The 20179-nt window shown below is 70.3% G+C and carries 17 protein-coding genes and 1 pseudogene; 12 read left to right on the forward strand and 6 right to left on the reverse strand.

Annotated features, from left to right (window positions below; all coding sequences use genetic code 11):
- Positions 1-227: 227 nt before the first annotated feature.
- Positions 228-665 carry a hypothetical protein gene (locus tag CHC09_RS13340; RefSeq protein ID WP_179277074.1) on the reverse strand — a complete coding sequence of 146 codons (438 nt, stop codon included), beginning with the start codon at positions 663-665 and terminating at the stop codon, positions 228-230.
- A 247-nt stretch (positions 666-912) separates the two neighbouring features.
- Between CHC09_RS13340 and CHC09_RS13345 the strand changes: the two genes are divergently transcribed.
- On the forward strand, positions 913-2067 hold the full coding sequence (locus CHC09_RS13345) for a glycosyltransferase family 4 protein (RefSeq protein WP_089293387.1): 1155 nt from the start codon (positions 913-915) through the stop codon (positions 2065-2067).
- Positions 2068-2287: 220 nt separating this feature from the next.
- Entirely contained in the window at positions 2288-3814 is a 1527-nt protein-coding gene (gene mptB / locus CHC09_RS13350) for a polyprenol phosphomannose-dependent alpha 1,6 mannosyltransferase MptB (RefSeq protein WP_239138315.1), read from the forward strand.
- Here mptB and CHC09_RS13355 read toward each other — a convergent pair.
- The gene (locus tag CHC09_RS13355) at positions 3727-4131 is read right to left on the reverse strand and encodes a pyridoxamine 5'-phosphate oxidase family protein (RefSeq protein ID WP_089293388.1); all 405 of its coding nucleotides are present in this window, start codon (positions 4129-4131) and stop codon (positions 3727-3729) included. The two genes, mptB and CHC09_RS13355, sit on opposite strands and share 88 nt — an antisense overlap.
- Positions 4132-4168: 37 nt before the next feature.
- Positions 4169-5590, reverse strand: coding sequence for a DUF2252 domain-containing protein (locus tag CHC09_RS13360; protein ID WP_089293389.1), 1422 nt, complete (start codon positions 5588-5590; stop codon positions 4169-4171).
- A gap of 174 nt (positions 5591-5764) precedes the next feature.
- Between CHC09_RS13360 and CHC09_RS13365 the strand changes: the two are divergent.
- The 6 genes and pseudogenes from CHC09_RS13365 (at position 5765) to CHC09_RS13390 (ending at position 13889) form a co-directional block, all read left to right on the forward strand.
- Positions 5765-6749: pseudogene (locus tag CHC09_RS13365) on the forward strand (LacI family DNA-binding transcriptional regulator).
- 356 nt (positions 6750-7105) lie between these two features.
- The gene (gene araA / locus CHC09_RS13370) at positions 7106-8593 is read left to right on the forward strand and encodes an L-arabinose isomerase (protein WP_089293390.1); all 1488 of its coding nucleotides are present in this window, start codon (positions 7106-7108) and stop codon (positions 8591-8593) included.
- 27 nt (positions 8594-8620) lie between these two features.
- On the forward strand, positions 8621-9748 hold the full coding sequence (gene chvE, locus CHC09_RS13375; RefSeq protein WP_089293391.1) for a multiple monosaccharide ABC transporter substrate-binding protein: 1128 nt from the start codon (positions 8621-8623) through the stop codon (positions 9746-9748).
- Positions 9749-9816: 68 nt separating this feature from the next.
- Positions 9817-11352: a multiple monosaccharide ABC transporter ATP-binding protein gene (gene mmsA, locus CHC09_RS13380; RefSeq protein WP_089293392.1), complete on the forward strand. Its 1536-nt coding sequence runs from the start codon at positions 9817-9819 to the stop codon at positions 11350-11352.
- The gene (gene mmsB / locus CHC09_RS13385; RefSeq protein WP_203833130.1) at positions 11349-12596 is read left to right on the forward strand and encodes a multiple monosaccharide ABC transporter permease; all 1248 of its coding nucleotides are present in this window, start codon (positions 11349-11351) and stop codon (positions 12594-12596) included. Before mmsA ends, mmsB begins: the two co-directional genes overlap by 4 nt.
- Before the next feature lie 243 nt (positions 12597-12839).
- Positions 12840-13889, forward strand: a complete 1050-nt coding sequence (locus CHC09_RS13390) for an ROK family protein (RefSeq protein WP_089293393.1) — start codon at positions 12840-12842, stop codon at positions 13887-13889.
- 102 nt (positions 13890-13991) lie between these two features.
- Here the strand turns inward: CHC09_RS13390 and CHC09_RS13395 are convergent, their stop codons facing one another.
- Positions 13992-14327: an STAS domain-containing protein gene (locus tag CHC09_RS13395; RefSeq protein ID WP_089293394.1), complete on the reverse strand. Its 336-nt coding sequence runs from the start codon at positions 14325-14327 to the stop codon at positions 13992-13994.
- Positions 14328-14406: 79 nt separating this feature from the next.
- A complete protein-coding gene (gene zwf / locus CHC09_RS13400) occupies positions 14407-15897 on the reverse strand; it encodes a glucose-6-phosphate dehydrogenase (protein ID WP_089293395.1) in 1491 nt (496 codons plus the stop codon).
- Positions 15898-16080: 183 nt separating this feature from the next.
- Here zwf and CHC09_RS13405 point away from each other — a divergent pair, with 183 nt between their 5' ends.
- Positions 16081-17019 carry a DHH family phosphoesterase gene (locus CHC09_RS13405; protein WP_089293396.1) on the forward strand — a complete coding sequence of 313 codons (939 nt, stop codon included), beginning with the start codon at positions 16081-16083 and terminating at the stop codon, positions 17017-17019.
- Positions 17020-17316: 297 nt separating this feature from the next.
- Here the strand turns inward: CHC09_RS13405 and CHC09_RS13410 are convergent, their stop codons facing one another.
- The gene (locus CHC09_RS13410) at positions 17317-18135 is read right to left on the reverse strand and encodes a DUF1775 domain-containing protein (protein WP_218827165.1); all 819 of its coding nucleotides are present in this window, start codon (positions 18133-18135) and stop codon (positions 17317-17319) included.
- A gap of 123 nt (positions 18136-18258) precedes the next feature.
- Here CHC09_RS13410 and CHC09_RS13415 point away from each other — a divergent pair, with 123 nt between their 5' ends.
- The 3 genes from CHC09_RS13415 (at position 18259) to CHC09_RS13425 (ending at position 20167) form a co-directional block, all read left to right on the forward strand.
- Positions 18259-18468, forward strand: a complete 210-nt coding sequence (locus tag CHC09_RS13415) for an RNA-binding S4 domain-containing protein (RefSeq protein ID WP_089293398.1) — start codon at positions 18259-18261, stop codon at positions 18466-18468.
- Positions 18469-18542: 74 nt separating this feature from the next.
- Entirely contained in the window at positions 18543-19415 is an 873-nt protein-coding gene (locus tag CHC09_RS13420; protein WP_089293399.1) for a hypothetical protein, read from the forward strand.
- A 107-nt stretch (positions 19416-19522) separates the two neighbouring features.
- A complete protein-coding gene (locus CHC09_RS13425; protein ID WP_089293400.1) occupies positions 19523-20167 on the forward strand; it encodes a hypothetical protein in 645 nt (214 codons plus the stop codon).
- The last annotated feature ends 12 nt before the right edge of the window (positions 20168-20179 follow it).

Genomic DNA, 20179 nt, shown 5'->3' on the forward strand with positions numbered 1-20179 from the left:
ACGACGAGCCTCCGAGCTCCCCGGCCGAGCGGCCGCCGCCCCCCAATCTTGGCGGTCGCTTCTCGGCGCCTGTGAACGACCCACCCGGGGACCGCCCCCCGACTCTCCGGGTGCTTGGCGGATCAGGGCGCGCTGGCCGGGACGAGAGACGGCGGCGGGAGTGATCCCGCCGCCGTTCTTGTCGCCACCCCATCGACCGGCTGCCCGCGGACCAACTGCCCCACGGCTCAGATGCGGCCGTCCGGGGTGAACGGGCAGGCGCCCGCCGGCAGCACCAGGCCGGCCTCGGCGAGGTCGGTCAGCAGCGCCGACAGTTGCGTGCGAGTGAACAGTCCCGCCCCGTCCGGCCACGGATGCGGCACGCCGAGCGCGGTGGCCGCCTCGATCGCCCGGGCCTCGATCGCCGCCTCCACCGCCCACACCCGGTGGGCGCAGTGCGCCGACTGCGCCGACGCGGTCAGCGCCCCGTGCAGTCGCAGCAACCGGCGCAGGTCGGCGGCGAGTCGCTCGATCGGCAGCCCGTAGGGTCGCGGCTCGGCCGGCCGCCGCTCCCGGACCCGCCCGGTGAGCGTGCGCCAGCACCGCGGCGCGTGCCGGACGGCGGCGAGGGCCAGCGGTGGCGTGGCGATGATCAGGGCGATGCGACTGGCGTCGAACAGGGTCACGGCACACTCCGGATGCCCGTGCTTGCTTCTTCACCTGACCCTCCGTCCGGATCGGCGCACCGTCAACGCCCCTTTGTGCGACTGCCGTCAATCGACGTACGCCCATGGCGGTTGTGAGGAGGCATTCAGGAACCTTTCAGCTAAATACAAGCGACAGCGAGGCGAACATCAGTGATGTAAGCCACGCTTAAACTGCGCGTCATGGGGCCGGTGCTCAGCGGTCCGGGCCCGGCCTTTCCCTGGGGGCATGCGCATCGCGCTGGTCACAGAGTCCTTCATGCCGGACGTCAACGGCGTCGCCCACTCGGTGGTGCGGACCGCGGAGCACCTCATCCGCACCGGCCACGAACCGATCGTCATCGCACCGGTACCCGCACCGGCCCCGATGCCCGCCACGCTGCCGTACCCGGTCGTGCGGATCCCCTCGATCCCGCTGCCCGGATATCCGCAGATCCGGCTCGGCCTGCCGATGCCGGCGCTGCGTGCCGCGATCCGGGGTCACGGTGCCGAGGTGGTCCACCTGGCGAGCCCGTTCGTGCTGGGCGCGTGGGGTCGTACCGCGGCGGCGTCGCTGGGCCTGCCCACGGTGGCGGTCTACCAGACCGATGTCGCCGCGTACGCCCGAGCCCGGAACCTGGGCGTCTGCGAGGACCTGTCGTGGCGCTGGATCCGGCGGCTGCACAACGGTGCCGCCCGCACCCTCGCGCCCTCCACCGAGTCGATGTCCGCGCTGCGGCGGCACGGTGTCGAACGGGTCCACCTGTGGCGACGTGGTGTCGACGACGTCCGTTTCCACCCCGGCCGGCGCAGCGCCGGGGTGCGCCGCGCGCTCTGCCGCGACGACGAGGTGCTGGTCGGGTTCGTCGGCCGGCTTGCCGTCGAGAAGGAGGTCGACCTCCTCGCCGGCGTCTCGTGCCTGCCGGGCGTGCGGCTGGTGATCGTCGGTGCCGGTCCGGCCGAGGAGCGACTGCGCAGGGCGCTGCCGCACGCCACGTTCCTCGGCGCGCGGCACGGCGGCCAGCTCGCCCGGATCTACGCCAGCCTGGACGTGTTCGCCCACACCGGCCCGTTCGAGACGTTCGGCCAGACCGTTCAGGAGGCGATGGCCAGCGGCGTCCCGGTGGTGGCTCCGGCCAAGGGCGGCCCGTGCGACCTGGTCGCGGACGGGCGGACCGGCCTGCTGGTCCCGCCGCACGAGGCGGCCGGGTTCACCGCGGCGGTCGCCCGGCTCGCCGCCGATCCGGCGCTGCGCCGCGGCATGGGCGCCGCCGGTCGCGCCGCGATCGCGGGCCGCAGCTGGGCGGCGGTCGGCGATGAGCTGCTCGGTCACTACGCCGAGGTGCTCGGCGTGCGGCCGCCCGCCGTACTGCGGATCGCACCCGGCCGCCGCGCCGCGGCCTGAAACCGCAGAGCGGCCCCCGGCGTGGTCGCGGCCGGGGTTCCGGCGGCTTGCGTCGCCGTGGCAGTCTCCACCCGCCGGTCTCGATCCGAGCGGGGCCGCGTGACGGGGGCGTGAGGCCGGGATGAACATCGACCGAACCGGGTCACCTCATCGTCTGCTGGACGCCTGCCGTTCTCCCAGGCTCGGCCTGCTGCTCACCCGCTGTCGCGACCATCTGCCGGTGTTGACGTCGCGGGCCCTGCGCTGGGTCGGTTTCGGTGGTTCCGTCCTGCTTCTCGTCGCCGGGCTGCTCGGTGGGGCGTTGCCGGCCAAGGGCAACCACAACATCGTGGTCACCTCGCTGTGGCTGGTGGGCACCGCCCTGATGGGGTACGCCTGGTGGACCGGCCGGGACCGCGACCACAGCCCGCGGTGGGTGCTCGGCACGATCGCGCTCTGGACCGCGCCGTTCCTGTTCCTGCCGCCGGTCGGGAGCCGGGACTTCTACTCGTACAGCTGCCAGGGCGAGCTTTACGCGAACGGCCTGAGTCCGTACTCGTCGACCGCGCAGACGCTGCCCTGCACCTGGGTCGGGGCGGTGCCGCCGATCTGGCGGGACACCGTGGCGCCGTACGGCCCGCTCTTCATCCTGCTCGCCGCGGCCGTCGTCGCGGCCGGGCAGGCCGTGCCGCTCGCTCCCGGCGTCGTCGACGCGCTGCCGCCGCAGCTCGGCTCCCTGATCCTGCCGCTGGTGCTGTTCCGGCTGGTCGCGCTGATCGGCGTGCTGGCGATGGCGGCCGGGCTGCCGGTGCTGGCCCGGCGGTGCGGGGTGCCGCCGGCCCGGGCGCTGTGGCTGGCGCTGGCCGGCCCGCTGATCGGCGCGCACCTGATCGGCGGCCCGCACAACGACGCGGCGATGCTCGGCCTGCTGGTCGCCGGCTTGGCGCTGGCGACCCGGTTCCCGCGCCGTCCGGCCGCGATGATCGGCGCGGGTGTCCTGCTCGGCGGCGCGGTGGCGGTCAAGGCGACCGCGCTGATCGCCGTCCCGTTCGCGGTCCTGGCGGTCGCCGCCGCCCACACCCGGCGACGCGCGATCGACCCGCGCGGGCTGGCGATCGGGGCGGCGGGCGTCATCGGCGCGGCCGCCGCGACCCTGGCCGGGATCACCGTGGCCGGCGGGCTCGACCTCGGCTGGATCGCCGGTATGCGGGACAGCGAGGCGCTGGTCCAGTTCAGCTCGATGCCGACCGCGGTGGGTATGACGATCACCTACGCCGGACAGCTGTTCGACCCCGGCTTCGACGCGGTCCCGGCGGTCCGCGCGGCCGCTTTGGCCGTGCTCGCCGTCGCGCTGGTGGTCATCTGGGTGCGGGCGCTGCTGGACCGCGCCGACCCGGGCCGGGCCGCGCTCTGCGGGGCCGCGGCGGCGGTGGTCGCCACGGTGGCCCTGGCCCCGGTCTTCCTGCCCTGGTACACGCTCTGGCCGCTGACCCTGCTGGCCGCCACCACCCTGCGTACCAAGGTGGTGATGGTCATCACGATCGTCGCGGCCTTCTCGGTGCTGCCGGACGGCTCCGGCCTGGTCCGCTCGCTGAAGTTCCCGGGCGCGCCTCTGGTCACGATCTACCTGATCTACCTGGCCGTCAGCCACCTGCGCCGGCCGGCGCGGGAGCGGGAACGTCAGGCGATGATCGAGGCGGAGCCGAGCACGCGGGTCACCTCGACCTCGATGACCACGCGCGCCGGGTTGGGCCGGGGCGTCCGGTAGCGCTCCGCGTACCGCCGTACCGCCTCGGCGACCGAGTCCGGGTCGTCGCGGACGATCGCGATCCCCTCCACGGTGCTCCAGCGGGGGCCCTCCACCTGGCAGATGGCGACCCGCTGCTGGCCCCGGCGTACGTGCCGGACCTTGGCGGACGCGCTGGACGAGATCACCCGGGCGATCCCGGCGACCGGGTCGAGGGTGGCGCCGACGGCGACCACGTGCGGCGATCCGTCCGCGCGCAGGGTGGTCAGCGTGCACAGGTGCCGCTCGGTCCAGAACTCCCGCAACCTCGCGGACGCCAGGGAAACCACTCCGCTCATCGGTACATCCTTGTTCCAGTCGAGCCGATCGATTCGCTCATGCCGTCTCCGCCGCCAGTTCGCCGCGCCGTACGGCGGTGACCAGTGCCTGGTGGTCGCGCTCCACCTGGTCGGCGTAGAGCCGGGCGAACCGCGCCAGGGACTCGTCGAGCTTGTCGCTGCTCCCGCAGTAGCCGGCGATCATCGACGCGCCGCTGGTCCTGGCGTGCGACTTGGCCAGCAGGTAGCCGCAGATCCCGGCGTAGTCGGCGAGCGCCCCGGCGTTCATGTCCTCGACCAGGATCGCGCCCTTCATGTCGCGGAACTGCCGCACGTAGTACTGGTGCTCGCCCACGGTGGTCCACCCCAGCAGCGGGTCGCTGACCGTCTGGAGCGCCTGCTGGTACTCCACCACCCGCTGACCCTGGTGCCGGTGCCAGGCCAGGGCGCCGTGCTGGTGCTTCGCGATGACCGACCGGCGGGCCTGCTTGAGCTGCAGGAACACCACGTCCTCGGGGTCGCTGCCCTCGCACAGCGCGACGTACGCCCGCAGACCGACCGAACCGACGCCGACCACCTTGTGCGCCACGTCGACGATCCGGTACCCACCGAGGATCCGTGCCCAGTGCGGCTTGAGCGTGTTGAGGTAACCGTCCAGCGCCTCGTCCAGCAGCTCGCGGTCGCCGTCCGGGGGCCGGGTGATCACCGGCGGCTCCTCGACCAGCCGGCGGGTGCCGTCGCGCCGCTCGGTGAACCGGGGCAGCGCCCGGTCGCTGGTGCGCCGCCGCGCCCGGCGGGCGGCCCGTTCGATCTCGTCACGGAAGCTGGACCGGCTCGCGGCGCTGCGCATCGCGTCGACATCGAGCTGGTCGAACGAGCGGGCCAGCAGCGGCCGGTCGGACAGCATGGCGATCTGGTGCCGGTACTCCTCGACGCAGTGCTGCACCGCCTGGGAGCAGGCGCTCTCCCGGAAGCCGTTGACCCGGCCGGCCACGTGGACGCTGACCACCAGGCGGCGCAGGTCCCACTCCCAGGGGCCCGGGTGCGCCTCGTCGAAGTCGTTGAGGTCGAAGACCAGCTCCCGCTCCGGGGAGGCGTAGAAGCCGAAGTTGCCGAGGTGGGCGTCGCCGCAGATCACCGGGGTGATGCCGGTGTGTGCGAGGCTGGCGAAGTCGTCCGCCATCAGGCCGGCGGTGCCACGCAGGAACGCGTACGGACTGGTGATCATCCGGCCGATGCGGACCGGGACGAGCCAGGGGAGCCGGCCCTCATGGGACTGGATCACCTGGTCCACCGGATCGGGCCGGCCGGCGGGGGCCTGCCACTGGGCCATGTCCGAACGGGGGGACCGCTCGCGCAGGGAGCGGCCGATCTCGTATCGTTCGGCGCGCGGACGTGCGGGCCGGCGCAGGGAGGTGAAACCCTCGTCGCCCGCTGAGCCGATAACGACGGGGCTGCCGGTCGTTGATGTCGCGTCCATCCGTGCCGAGAGTACGGGGACGCGCGGCAACCGTCGCCGCAGGGGCTCGCGGCGCAGGCATTGTTATCGATAACATTTCCCATACCGGGAGACGCGCGGCCTGCCGCTACGCTCCAATAGATCCGGACCTGGCGAGGTGCGCAAGTGGAGACCAAGGGATCCCGTTCCCCGGCGATGACGGACGTGGCACGGCTGGCCGGGGTCTCCCACCAGACCGTCTCCCGCGTCCTGAACGATCATCCGAACGTCAAGGAGCAGACCCGGCTGCGGGTGCGGGCGGCCATCGCGGAGCTGAACTACCGCCCCAACCGAGCGGCCCGTGCCCTGGTCACCGGCCGTTCGCAGCTGATCGGCGTGGTCGCGCGCAACAGCATGCTCTACGGCCCGGCGTCCATGCTGACCGAGTTCGAGCAGGCGGCGGCGGACGCCGGTTTCGCGGTGAGCGTCGGCAGTGTCCGGGAGCTGGACCGTGACTCGATCTCCGCGGTCGTCGACCGTCACCTGGACCAGCGGGTCGCCGGCCTGGTCGTGATCGCCCAGGTCGCCTCGGCCACCGAGGCGCTCGCCGAGATCCCGGCCGACGTGCCGGTGGTCTTCATCGACGGCGACCCGGCGGCCGGCCGTTCCCTGGTCACGGTCGATCAGGTGGCCGGGGCCCGGGCGGCGGTGCGGCACCTGCTCGAGGCCGGGCACGAGACGGTCTGGCACGTCTCCGGGCCGACCGAGTGGTTCGACTCGGCAGGCCGCATCCACGGCTGGCGGCAGACCCTGCTGGAGGCCGGGCGCGAGGTGCCGCCGCTGCTGAGCGCGGACTGGTCGGCCGCCGAGGGCTACCGCGCCGGCCAGATGCTGGCCCGGATGCCCGAGGTCACCGCGATCTTCGCGGCCAACGACCACCTGGCCCTGGGTGTGCTGCGAGCGCTGCACGAGCGCGGCCGCCGGGTGCCGCACGACGTCAGCGTGGTGGGCTTCGACGACGTGCCCGAGGCGGCGTACTTCATTTCCGCCGCTGACCACGGTGCGGCAGTCGTTCGGCGATGTCGCCCGGGCCGCCCTGACGCTGTTGCTGGGTCAGCTGCGAGAGGAACCCGGGGCAGCGGACACGGTGATCGTTCCGGCACAATTGGTGGTACGTGAGAGCGTGGCACCGCCCGCCTGAGCGGTGACGACGGTCCGGTTAAGCGGCCGTTACCGCGTTGTTGCGAAGATCCGTTGACACAACAATTGTTAGCGATAACACTGGGTTCGCCCCGCCGCCGTGTGGCTGTCGCCGCAGTCGGCCCCCCTCGTGGAGGTGCCACCCGTGCCCGCTGAGTCGAGCGTGACCCCCGTTGCCGGAGCGGCGTCCGGGACCGTGAACGGTCCCGAATCGCCGTTCGGTCACGGGGTGGGGTGGCCTTCGGTGGCAATTCGGAAACAGCCAAGATCGGCGACTGTGCGGTGCTGCACGATTACTTTGAGTGAAGCCTGACCGGGATCGGTAACAGCACCACCGTCGACACCAAAGGAAATACGATGAAACCGCAGATCTGGTTTCTGACCGGCAGTCAGCATCTGTACGGGCCGGAAACCCTGCAGCAGGTCGCCGACCAGTCCGCTGAGATCCAGCGCACCCTGGCGGCCGGCCTCGGTGCCGAACTCGTCACCCGCCCGGTGCTGACCGACTCCGGCGCGATCAAGCGGGTGATGCTCGAGGCGAACAGCGATCCCGACGTGATCGGTGTGATCGCGTGGATGCACACGTTCTCGCCGGCCAAGATGTGGATCTCCGGCCTCGACGCGCTGCGCAAGCCGCTGCTGCACCTGCACACCCAGCACAACATCTCGTTGCCCTGGGAGTCCATCGACATGGACTTCATGAACCTCAACCAGGCCGCCCACGGCGACCGGGAGTTCGGGTTCATCCAGGCGCGACTGGGCGTGCCGCGCAAGACGGTGGCTGGGCACGTGTCCGACCCGTCGGTGGTGGCCCGGATCGACGGGTGGGCGAAGGCGGCGGCCGGCCTGCAGCGCCTGCGCACCCTGCGGCTGGCCCGCTTCGGCGACAACATGCGCGACGTTGCGGTCACCGAGGGCGACAAGGTCGAGGCCGAGCTGCGCTTCGGCGTCTCGGTCAACACGTACGGCGTGAACGACCTGGTCGCCGTCGTCGACGCGGTCGATGAGAAGGCCGTCGACGACCTCGTCGGGGAGTACGCGGAGCTCTACGAGCTGGCGCCGGAGCTGGCGAAGGGCGGCGCGCGGCACGACTCGCTGCGCTACGGCGCCCGGATCGAGGCCGGCCTGCGGCAGTTCCTCACCGACGGTGGCTTCGGTGCCTTCACCACCAACTTCGAGGACCTCGGTGGTCTGCGGCAGCTGCCCGGCCTGGCCGTCCAGCGGCTGATGGCCGACGGGTACGGGTTCGGCGGCGAGGGGGACTGGAAGACCTCCGCGCTGCTGGCCACCGTGAAGGCGATGGGCGCCGGTACCGGCCGGGGCACGTCCTTCATGGAGGACTACACATACCACTTCGGTCCGGGCGAACCGAAGATCCTCGGTGCCCACATGCTCGAGGTCTGTCCGACCATCGCGTCCGCGCGGCCTCGCGTGGAGATCCACCCACTGGGCATCGGCGGCCGGGAGGACCCGGTCCGCATGGTGTTCGACGCCACGTCCGGACCAGGTGTGGTGATCGGACTCGCCGACCTCGGCGACCGGTTCCGCCTGGTGGCGAACGTCATCGAAGTGGTTCCGCCGGACGAGCCGCTGCCTAATTTGCCAGTTGCTCGTGCGGTGTGGAAGCCTGCGCCGTCGCTTTCTACCTCGGCGGAGTGCTGGCTCACCGCAGGAGGACCGCACCACACGGTCCTCACCCAGGCCGTCGGCTCCGAGGTCCTCCGGGACTTCGCGACGATGGCCCAGACCGAGCTCCTGCTCATCGATGACCGCACCACGACCGACGATTTCGCCGACCGGGTGCGGTGGAACCAGGCATACCACCGCCTGGCCCGCCCCCTGTAACACCGCTCTCAAAGAGGAGAAACCACCGTGAAATACACCCGGTTCGCGGCGGCGTTGAGTGCCGTCGCGCTGGTGACGACCATGGCCGCCTGTGGCTCGAGCGAGAAGAGCACGGACAAGGCTGCCTCCGGCGGCGACACCGCCGGCGCCCTGATCGGCATCACCATGCCGACCAAGTCGTCGGAGCGCTGGATCCACGACGGCGACAACCTCAAGTCGCAGCTCGAGGGCATGGGCTACAAGGTCGACCTCCAGTACGCGGAGAACGACATCCCGACCCAGACCCAGCAGCTGGACAGCCAGATCACCAAGGGCGCGAAGCTGCTGATCATCGCGTCGATCGACGGCACCGCGCTCTCCAGCCAGCTGGACAACGCCAAGGCCGCGAACATCCCGGTCATCGCGTACGACCGCCTGATCCGCGACAACGCGAACGTGGACTACTACACCACCTTCGACAACTTCAAGGTCGGTGTGCAGCAGGCGACCTCGCTCCTGACCGGTCTCGGCGTGCTGAAGGCCGACGGCAGCAAGGGCGACGTGAAGGGCCCGTTCAACGTCGAGCTGTTCGCCGGCTCGCCGGACGACAACAACGCGACCTTCTTCTTCAACGGCGCGATGAGCATCCTCGACCCGTACATCAAGGACGGCACGATCGTCATCAAGTCGGGTCAGAAGGACTTCAAGACGGTCGCCACCCTCCGCTGGGACCCGGAGACCGCGCAGAAGCGCATGGAGAACATCCTGACCTCCACCTACAAGGGTGGCGCCAAGGTCGACGGCGTTCTCTCGCCCTACGACGGCATCTCGATCGGTATCCTCTCGGCGCTGAAGTCGGCCGGTTACGGTACCGCCTCCCAGAAGTACCCGGTCGTCACCGGCCAGGACGCCGAGCTGGCGTCGGTCAAGTCGATCATCGCGGGTGAGCAGTACTCCACCATCTACAAGGACACCCGCGAGCTGGCGAAGGTCACCGGCGAGATGGCCAACGCCATCCTGAAGGGCGAGACCCCGAAGACGAACAACACCACCGACTACGACAACGGCAAGAAGATCGTTTCGGCCATGCTGCTCGATTCGGTCATCGTCAACAAGGAGAACTACCAGAAGGTCCTCATCGACAGCGGCTACTACACCGCTGACCAGCTGAAGTGATCTGAGCTCCGCGCCCCGCCCGTCCGACGGGCGGGGCGCGGAACTGATCGGCCCATAGGAGGGTCTGCATGACCGACACGATCCTGCGGATGAGCGGCATCACCAAGACGTTCCCGGGCGTCAAGGCGCTGCAGGACGTCAACCTGGACGTGCGCAGGGGCGAGATCCACGCCATCTGCGGGGAGAACGGAGCTGGCAAGTCGACCCTGATGAAGGTGCTCTCCGGGGTCTACCCGCACGGCACCTATGAGGGCGACATCGAGTTCGAGGGCGAGTCCTGCCAGTTCTCCGGTATCCGCGACAGTGAGCACCGCGGCATCGTCATCATCCACCAGGAGCTGGCGCTCGCCTCGAACCTCTCGATCGCGGAGAACATCTTCCTCGGCAACGAGCGCAGCAAGCGCGGCTGGATCAACTGGAACGAGACCAACGCGGCGGCGGATACATTGCTGCGCCGCGTCGGCCTGAACGAGAGCGCGGTCACCCACGTGCTCGAGCTGGGCGTGGGCAAGCAGCAGCTGGTGGAGATCGCCAAGGCGCTCTCCAAGGACGTCAAGCTGCTGATTCTCGACGAGCCCACCGCGGCCCTCAACGACGAGGATTCAGCACACCTGCTGAACCTGCTCCGAGGCCTTCGTGACGAGGGCATCACCTGCGTCATCATCTCGCACAAGCTCAACGAGGTGATGGGAATCTCGGACCGGGTCACCATCCTGCGCGACGGCAAGACCATCTGGACCGACGAGATCGAGAACCTCTCCGAGGAGAAGATCATCTCCGGCATGGTCGGCCGTGACATGGAGCACCGGTACCCGGAGCACGAGTCGACGATCGGCGAAGAGGCACTGCGGATCGAGGACTGGACGGTCTACAGCCCGACCCAGCCCGACCGGGCGCTGGTCCGCAAGGCGAACATGACGCTGCGCCGGGGCGAGATCGTCGGGCTGGCCGGCCTGATGGGCGCCGGCCGCACCGAGCTGGCGATGAGCGTCTTCGGCCGCTCCTACGGCGTCAACATCTCCGGCCGCCTGATCAAGGACGGCATCCAGATCCAGGCCCGGACGGTACGCGAGGCGATCGACCACGGCATCGCGTACGCGACCGAGGACCGCAAGCGGTACGGCCTGAACCTGATCGAGGACATCAAGCGCAACATCTCGGCGGCCGCGTTGTCCAAGCTTGCCAAGGGCGGCTGGGTCGACGGCAACGAGGAGTTCAAGGTCGCCAACGAGTACCGCGCCAGCATGAACATCAAGGCGCCGGACGTCGGGGCGATCGTCGGCAAACTCTCCGGCGGCAACCAGCAGAAGGTCGTACTGTCGAAATGGATCTTCACTGATCCGGACGTGCTGATCCTCGACGAGCCGACCCGAGGGATCGACGTCGGCGCGAAGTACGAGATCTATACGATCATCAACCGGCTCGCGGACGAGGGGAAGGCCGTCCTGGTCATCTCGTCCGAGCTGCCCGAGCTGCTCGGGATCTGTGACCGTATCTACACCCTCTCGGCCGGCCGGATCACCGGCGAGGTGCCCCGTGCCGAGGCCACGCAGGAGAGCCTGATGACTCTCATGACGAAGGAAGAACAGGAGGTGGCGCCGTGACCGTCGCACCTACCAACGCTGACATGTCGGTCAGCAAGGGTCCGGCCGGTGCCCAGGACAACGCGCCGCGGAGGGTCAGCTTCGACCTGAAGCAGAGCGGAATCTACATCGCGCTCGCGCTGCTGGTGTTCGGGTTCACCGTCGCGACCGGCGGTGACCTGCTCGCGCCGCAGAACCTCAGCAACATCATCGTCCAGTACTCGTACATCCTGGTGCTGGCGATCGGCATGGTGCTGATCATCATCGCGGGGCACATCGACCTGTCGGTGGGGTCGGTGGTCGCGGCGACCGGTGCGATCGCGGCGGTCCTGATGGTGAACTGGGATCTGCCCTGGCCGATCGCGGTGATCGCGACGCTGGCCGTCGGTGCGGCGATCGGCGCCTGGCAGGGCTACTGGGTGGCGTACTTCGGCATCCCCGCCTTCATCGTCACCCTGGCCGGCATGCTGCTGTTCCGCGCGGTCACCTACATGATCCTCGGTAACAAGGGCATCGGCCCGTTCCCGGACGAGATCCGTACCCTCGCCAACGGCTTCATCCCCGGTTTCATGGGCAACATCGGGCTCGGCGCGCTCGGCGGCGCCGACCTGTTCAGCATCATCGTCGGCGTCGTCGTCGTGGTCGCCCTGGCCTTCGTGCAGTGGCGGGCCCGCGCCGGCCGGATCAGCTACAACCAGGTCGTCGACCCGATGTGGCTGTTCCTCCTCAAGGTCGCCGGCCCGGCGGTGCTGGTGATGTTCCTGGTCGTGCAGCTCGCCCGGTTCCGCAACCTGCCGTGGGTGCTCGTCCTGCTCGCCGTGCTGGTGGTCGGCTACACCTTCGTCACCAACCGGGCCGTGTTCGGCCGCCAGATCTACGCCGTCGGTGGCAACCTGCAGGCCGCGACGCTCTCCGGCGTCAAGGTCAAGTCGGTCGTGTTCTGGTTGTTCGTCAACATGGGCGTGCTGGCGGCGGTCGCCGGCATCATCTTCGCCGGCCGCCTGAACCTGGCCGGCCCGACCGCCGGTAACAGCTTCGAGCTGGACGCCATCGCGGCGGCCTTCATCGGCGGCGCCGCGGTCCAGGGCGGCGTCGGCAAGGTCGTCGGCGCGATCACCGGTGGCCTGATCATGGGTGTGATCAACAACGGTATGGGCCTGCTCGGCCGGGCGCCGGAAGAGGTCATGCTCTTCAAGGGCTTCGTGCTGCTGCTCGCGGTCGCCTTCGACGTGTGGAGCAAGCGCCGCACCGCTCGCGCCAAGTGAGCCGGTCCTCCCGGTAGCGACAACGACGGCAGCCGTGCGGAGATCCGCACGGCTGCCGTCGTTCTTCCGGCGGACGGCCGCGGCCGGCTCCGTTGTTTCAGCGGAGGGCCACGGCTGACTTTGTTGTTGCAACGGACGGCAGTGGTTCACGCGGGTGCCGCGCGGGTGTAACCGTCACCCGACCCGTCCGGAATCCGGGCGCACCCGTGACCGGACACGGGTGACGGACGTAGGCTTCCTCCCGTGGATCAGGCTGAAGCGGTACGCACCCCCTCGTCCTGGGTCGTCGTCGGTCTCGACAACGGTGGGACCTGTAACAACGCCACCGTCCTCGACGCGACGGGCCAGTTCCTGGTGAACAACCTGGTGGAGAACCCGAGCCGGGTCCTGGACGGCCCGGAGTCGGCCGTCGAGTCCCTCGCCGAGGCGTTCACCGGCATCCTGGAGCTGACCAGCACGCCGCGGTCCCTGGTCCGCGCGGTCGGCCTGGACACCCCCGGCCCGGCCAGCGCCCACGGCGTGATCTCCTCCAAGGGCGCGACCAACTTCAACCAGGTCTCCTGGCACGGCTTCGACATCCGCGGCGCCCTCGAGGCCCGGCTCGGCCTGCCGGTGATCTACAACAACGACGCGAACGCCGCCGCCCTCTACGCCCATCACCGCCACTTCGGCGCCGCCGCCCTGGAGACGTCGTCGGTCGCCGCGATCGTCGGCACCGGCCTCGGCGGAGGAGTGGTCGAGAACGGCAAGGTCATTCGCGGCACCGCGGGGATGGCCGGCGAGCTGGGCCACGTGCAGATCCCGTTGCACGGGGTGCTGGAGGACGGCCAGCCGGTGCCGACCTGCAACTGCGGCTTCGCGGGCGACGTGGAGTCGATCGCCTCCCTCACCGGCATCAAGAACAACCTGCTGCCGTACTGGCTGACCCGCTTCCCGGACCACCCGCTCGCCGCCGAGCCGATCGGCAAGGCCGCCAAGCTGCTGCGCGGGTACGGGGAGAAGGAGGACCCGATGGCCATCGCGGTCTTCACCCAGCAGGCCCGGGCCATCGGCAAGCTGTTCACCATCGCCGCCAACTTCACCGACCCGAACGCCTACTTCCTGGGCGGCGGGGTGGTCGAGGCGGCTCCCCACTTCCGGCAGTGGTTCCTGAACACCGTGCGGGACAGCACCCAGCTCCGCGACGAGCAGGCCAAGTCGGCGGCGTTCGCCCTGGTCGCCGACCTCGACATGGCCGGCGCCCGGGGAGCAGCGGTCGCCGCACTCGACGCGGTCTCCGTCGCTTCCCGCTGACCTGTCCTCACCTGCGGATCGCAGGCGGCGGTGGGCTGGCTCGCATCGGTGTAGCCGGCCGGTGGCTGCGGCGGCGCTGGACGGGTCGTACCGGAGGAGGGTTTATTCCTCTTTCAGGGCGGTCGCCACGTCCGGAAACATCGGCAGGTGGTCGCTGAGACCGAGGGTGTCGAAGAGGCGCCGGAGAAAGCCGGACGGCGCGGCGAGGCGGACCCATCCGCCGCGTTCCATGGCGCGGCCGTGGGCGGTCACCAGGACGCCGACGCCCATCGAGTCGCAGAAGTCCAGCCCGGCGACGTCGACCACGACACGCGGGGCGGGCCGCTCGACCAGGCGGCCGAGGTTGGCCTTGAGAGCGGGCGCCGTGTCGATGTCGAGGGAACCGCGCAGGACGAGGACGGCCGTGTTCGGTGGATGGTGCGCGACCGATACCTGCATTTCGCTGTGATCTTTCGGGTCGGGGGCGGGCGTCAGGGTTGCTGACAACCCTATGCGAGCACGCCCACCCCCGCATTTATCAGATCGTGTTACGCCATCTGCGGCCGTTGCGCCCGATCAGCCGGTCGGCGTCGGACGGGCCCCAGGAGGCCGCCTCGTACGTCGGGATCGGCGAGTGGTCCTTCGCCCAGTGCTCGATGATCGGGTCGACGACCCGCCAGGACTGCTGCACCTCGTCACTGCGGATGAACAGCGACGCGTCGCCGACCAGCGCGTCCAGCAGCAGGCGTTCGTAGGCCTCCGGGGACTCCTCGACGAAGGTCTGGTCGTACGAGAAGTCCATGCTGGCGGTCCGGACCCGGAACGAGTGACCCGGCACCTTGGCGCCGAAGCGCAGCGAGATGCCCTCGTTCGGCTGGATCCGCAGGACCAGCGCGTCCGCGTCCAGCTCGGTGAGCTGGCTGGTCGGGATCGGCAGGTGCGGCGGGCGCTGGAACTGCAGCGCGACCTCGGTCACCCGGGCCGGCAGGCGCTTGCCGGTGCGCACGTAGAACGGGACGCCGGCCCAGCGCCAGTTGTCCACGTTCAGGCGCATGGCGGCGTACGTCTCGGTCCGCGACAGCGGGTCGACGCCGATCTCCTCGCGGTAACCGGCCATCAGCTCCTCCCGGGTACCGCCCCGGGTGTACTGCCCGCGGACGGCCGCGTCGGCGATGTCCCGGTCAGTGGGGAGCCGGATCGCCTGGAGCAGCTTCACCTTCTCGCTGCGCAGGCCCTCACCGCCGAACGACGCCGGCGGCTCCATCAGCGCGAGCGCGAGGACCTGGAGCACGTGGTTCTGCACGATGTCGCGCATCGCGCCGGCCGACTCGTAGAAGCCGCCGCGGGTCCCGACGCCGAGCGTCTCGGCGACGGTGATCTGCACGTGGTCGACCCAGGAGCGGTCCCAGATCGGCTGGAAGATCGAGTTGGCGAAGCGCAGCGCCAGCACGTTCTGGACGGTGTCCTTGCCCAGGTAGTGGTCGATCCGGAAGACGTTCGACTCGTCGAACGCGGCGTGCACGACGCCGTCCAGTTCGCGAGCGGTGGTCACGTCCCGCCCGTACGGCTTCTCGATGACCAGGCGGGAGAAGGAGCCCTCGTTCGCCTGGTTCAGCCCGGCGGCGGCGAGGCCGCAGATCACCGGCTCGAACGCGTTCGCCGGGGTCGAGAGGTAGAACAGCCGGTTTCCGGACGTGCCCCGCTGCGCGTCGAGTTCGTCGAGCGTCTCGGCCAGACGCTTGTAGGTCTCCGGATCGTCGTAGCCGCCCGAAACGTAACGGATGCCGCCGGCGAGCTGTCGCTTCTCGCTCAGGCTGCGGCCGCCGAGGGCGCTCTCCGCGAACTGTTCGTCGGACATCGGTGTCCGGGCGACGCCTACCAGCGCGAACTGGTCGGGCAGCCGGTTGTGGCGGGCTAGGCTCTCTACCGCAGGCAGCAGTTTACGGCGGGTGAGGTCACCGGAGGCGCCGAAGATCACCAGAGTGGCCGGCGGCGCGCTGCGCTCCTGGATGAGCTGAGGTTGGTCCATCGTCTCCGTGTCCTCCGACCGGGTTTGTTGCGTCCGTTTGAACCTTACGCAGCAGCCCCCGTCCGCGGTTCATCGTGATGTGTGCCGCCCAGCACAATGCGGCAGCTTCCCTTGATTGCTGGGCAGACCTAACCGATAAAAGGGCAAAATGGGCACATAAGGTTGGCAATTGAGGGGGAACCCGTGAAGTACCGGCTCGTGACCCGCAGCGACTTCGACGGCTTGGTCTGCGCCGTGCTGCTGCGGAAACTCGACATGATCGACGAGATCACGTTCGTGCATCCCAGGGACGTGCAGACCGGCGCGGTCAACATCACCGAACAGGACATCCTCACCAACCTGCCGTACGATCCCCGGGCGCACCGGGTGTACGACCACCACCACTCGGAGACGTTGCGCAACCCGGGCGAACACCCCAACCATGTGATCGACCCGGAGGCACCGTCCGCTGCCCGGGTGATCTACAACCACTTCGGGGGCAAAGAGCGCTTCCCGACCATCTCGGACGACCTGATGACCGCGGTCGACCAGGCCGACTCGGCGGACTACTCACTCACGGACATCCTCAGCCCGACCGGCTGGACGCTGCTCAACTTCCTGATGGACAGCCGGACCGGGCTCGGCCGGTTCCGTGACTTCCGGATCTCCAACTACCAGTTGATGATGATGCTCATCGACGCCTGCATCGAGCACCCCGACGTGCAGGACATCCTCGCCCTGCCGGACGTCGCCGAGCGGGCCACCCTCTTCCACGACTGCTCGGCCCGGTTCGTCGAGCAGCTGCACCGGGTCAGCCGGATGGAGGGCGACGTCGTCATCATCGACCTGCGCGAGGAGGAGATCATCGAGGCCGGCAACCGGTTCATGGTGTACGCGCTCTTCCCCGAGGCCCGGGTCTCGATGCACGTCCTCTGGGGGCGGCAGAAGCTGAACACGGTCTTCGCCTGCGGCAAGTCGATCCTGGACCGCACGTCGCCGGTGGACATCGGCGAGGTGATGCTGCGTTACGGCGGCGGCGGGCACATCGCGGCCGGTACCTGCCAGGTCCCGCACGACGAGTCCGAGCGGATCGAGCGCGAGATCATCGACGCCCTCCGCACGGAGCGCGTCGTCCCGGCCTGAGCCTGGCGGAACAAACGCCTGAGCCCGGCGGAACAAGCGCCGGAGCCTGGCGGAACAAGCGCCGGAGCCTGGCGGAACAAGACCCGGGCAAACACGGAGCGGGCGGAGAGTGTCCTCGCCGCCCGCTCCGTGCGCGGATCATGGGCCTTGCCCGCGGCCCCACCCGCCTGTCGTGGCCCGCGCCCCACGCGCGTACCCACGACCAGCCTCACGCCCACCCGCGTGAGGTTTCCCGCTGCAAGGACCCTGCCCTGCGGGGAGTTCTCCGGCGGTGCTCACGCAACCGCACTCGGTGTCTCAGTCGCGCAGGCTCCAGCGGCCGGCCGCTACGACCTCCCGCTCGTCGTCCGTCGCCGCCCTCTCCTCGGACCTGTCCTCGCCGGCCTCGTCCTCGGGGGAGGGCGAGTCGTCCGGCTCCTCGCTGGCGCGGTGCCGGTTGCGCAGAACGATCCAGCCGGCGCCGAGCAGCGCGAACCCGGCGACCACCCAGCCGGCGATCGCGAGCACCGAGTAGCCCCGGGCGTTCTGCTCCGCGTCCGCCACCGCCTGCCGGAAGAGCTCGTCCTCGTCGGCGGTCGCGTCCCCACCGGTGGTGTCGTGGCCGTGGCCCGCCGTGCCGGTGGCGTCCGGGGTGAGCGTCAGGCTCGCGGTCATCGCTGGCGCGGTCTTGCCGTCGGCGTACGTCCCGACCAGCGAGAACTGCATCGAGCTGAGGGTCGGCAGCGGGCCCAGCGCCACGCTCAGGTCCGCGGAGCCGCCGGGCGCGATCGACTTGCCGCCCACCGCGATCCAGGTGATCGACTTCGGCACCTGGGTGACCGGGGTGCCGTTGTGGATCGTCTTCAGCGGTGTGCTGAGATTCTGCCACTCGATCGTCGGCGCCCAGTCGTCCACGGAGAGCGGATAGACCTCGGCGATCGGGCTGTCCGCCGGGATCCGCAGGGTCACCCGGGTCAGCGCCGCCGCGCCGTCGTTGACCACGTGATAGGTCAGGTTCTGCCCACTGCCCTGCGGCACGGTGGCCGGGCTGACGGTCACACCGGCGAACGCCGGACCGGCCATCCCGATCGCCCCGGCGGTCGCCACGAGGGTCAGCGCTGTTCCCAAATACCTCACGGGAGGTAGTTCGGATCACGCGCCCCGATGGTTCAATGCCCGGACAAAAGTTTTCCGGGTCTTTTCAGCTGTCTCACGTCCCCTGGCGCCGAGGGCGATCGGGTGGTGACGGATGATGTCCGGATGCGCGACGTGTCGATCGACGGTCAGATGATCCGGCTGGGTCAGTTCCTCAAGCTGGCCGACCTCATCGACACCGGGGGCGAGGGCAAGATCCTGATCGCTTCCGGCGACGTTCTCGTGAACGGCGAGGTGGACACCCGCCGGGGCCGTCAGCTTCACCCGGGCGACGTGGTCGAGGTGCTCGGCCGGCGTGCCCGGGTCGCACCGTAGCCACGATCAACTCTTTCGGCGGGTTTCTTCGGCGGGCACGGAACCGAGGGGCGGGGCGTCTCGTCGTACCGGTCATGACCCGAACCCGCGGCCTCCTGACCGCCGCCGCCGTCCCCCTGATCCTGATGGCCGGTTGCGCCCAGCCGGGCGAAGCCGGCTCCGCCGCCGATCCGATCGCCGAGAGCGCCCCGGTGCAGGACTCCACCGTTCTGGTCCGGATCTCCCAGGAGGGCGGCTTCGTCCCGGCCGGCTACGCGTACGGCCGGCTGCCCGACGTGACCGTGTACGCCGACGGCCGGGTGATCAGCAACGGCCCGGTGCCCGCCATCGCGCCCGGCCCGGCCCTGCCCAACCTGCAGATGATCAAGATCACCCCGGAGCGGGCGCGCAAGTGGGCGGACGACGCCGTCGCCGCCGGCGTGAAGACCGGCGCCGACCTCGGCCTGCCCGGCGTCGCCGACATCCCGGACACGGTGATCACCGCCACCTCCGCCGGAAAGACCCAGATGGTGCGGGTCATGGCCCTGCACCAGGCGCTGCCGAACGACCCGAAGCTCTCCGCCGTCCAGCAGTCGGCCCGCAAGAAGCTGGCCGCGTTCGCCGACGACCTGACCGCGTTCGCTGAGTCCGGATCCCCCGCCCCCACCGCATGGCAACCGGCATCCCTGGCCGCGCTGGCCCAGCCGTACGTCGCCGCCGACGACGGCCTGAAGCAGGTGGCGCAGGACTGGCCCGGCCCGGCGCTGCCCGGCGCCGAGCTGTCCACCGGTGCCGGCCTGCACTGCCTCGCCGTCTCCGGCGCCGAGAAGGACGCCGTGCTGGCCGCCGCGGCCAAGGCGAACCTGCGCACCCCGTGGAAGTCGGGTGGCAAGCAGTGGCAGGTCACCTTCCGGCCGCTGCTGCCGGACGAGACCGGCGGCTGCGCGGCCCTCAAGGGGGCCAGGTGATCCCGATCGACTGGCCGTGGGAGCCGGATCCGGAGCCCGCACCACCCCAGCCAATGCCGTAGGCCCCGATGTGCGTCTGACTCACGTTCCTACTAGCGTCGGAAAACGTGAGTGGAACGGGGATCGAAGCGGCGCAGATCCTGCTGGCGCTGCTCCTGCTCGCCGGGCTGGCGCTCGGGGGGATGGCCGTCATCGCCGGGCGGCGCGCGCCCGCGGCGCCGGTGCCCGAGGTGGCGCCGGAGGTGACCGAACTGGAGACCGGTGCCGGCGAGGTCTGGGCCGCGGCGCGGCGGGCGGTGGAGGCCGCCGACGCGGCGCGGGACCGGGCGACCGAGGCGAACGATGTGCGCGCCCAGGCCGAGCAGCACTATCAGCAGGCGCGGTGGGACGCGTGGACCGGCCCGAAGGACGAGGGCCGCAAATTGGTGGAGCGGGCGGCGCTGGAGGCGTACCGGCGCGGTGAACTCTCCGTGGATCAGCTGAACCGGATCTGGGAGCACACCCGGCCGGAGGAGGCGGCGCTGGAGCGCGTCGACCTCGAGGTCGCCGAGGCCAAGCTGCGGTACGAGGAGGCTCTGGTCGAGGCGGTCGAGGAGCGGCGGGCGGCGCACGTGGCCGAGGTGGCCGCCGAGGTGCTGGCCGAGGAGGCGCGGATCGCCGAGGAGGAGGCCGCCGCCGCGCGGATCGAGGCGGAGGCGGCCGCCGGGCTCTCCGGGCTGCTGGGCGGGCCCGGGGACAGCCCCCGGGCCTGACCGGCCGGACTG

It is taken from the genome of Actinoplanes regularis, assembly GCF_900188005.1.
In the GTDB taxonomy this organism is placed as follows: Bacteria; Actinomycetota; Actinomycetes; order Mycobacteriales; family Micromonosporaceae; genus Actinoplanes; species Actinoplanes regularis.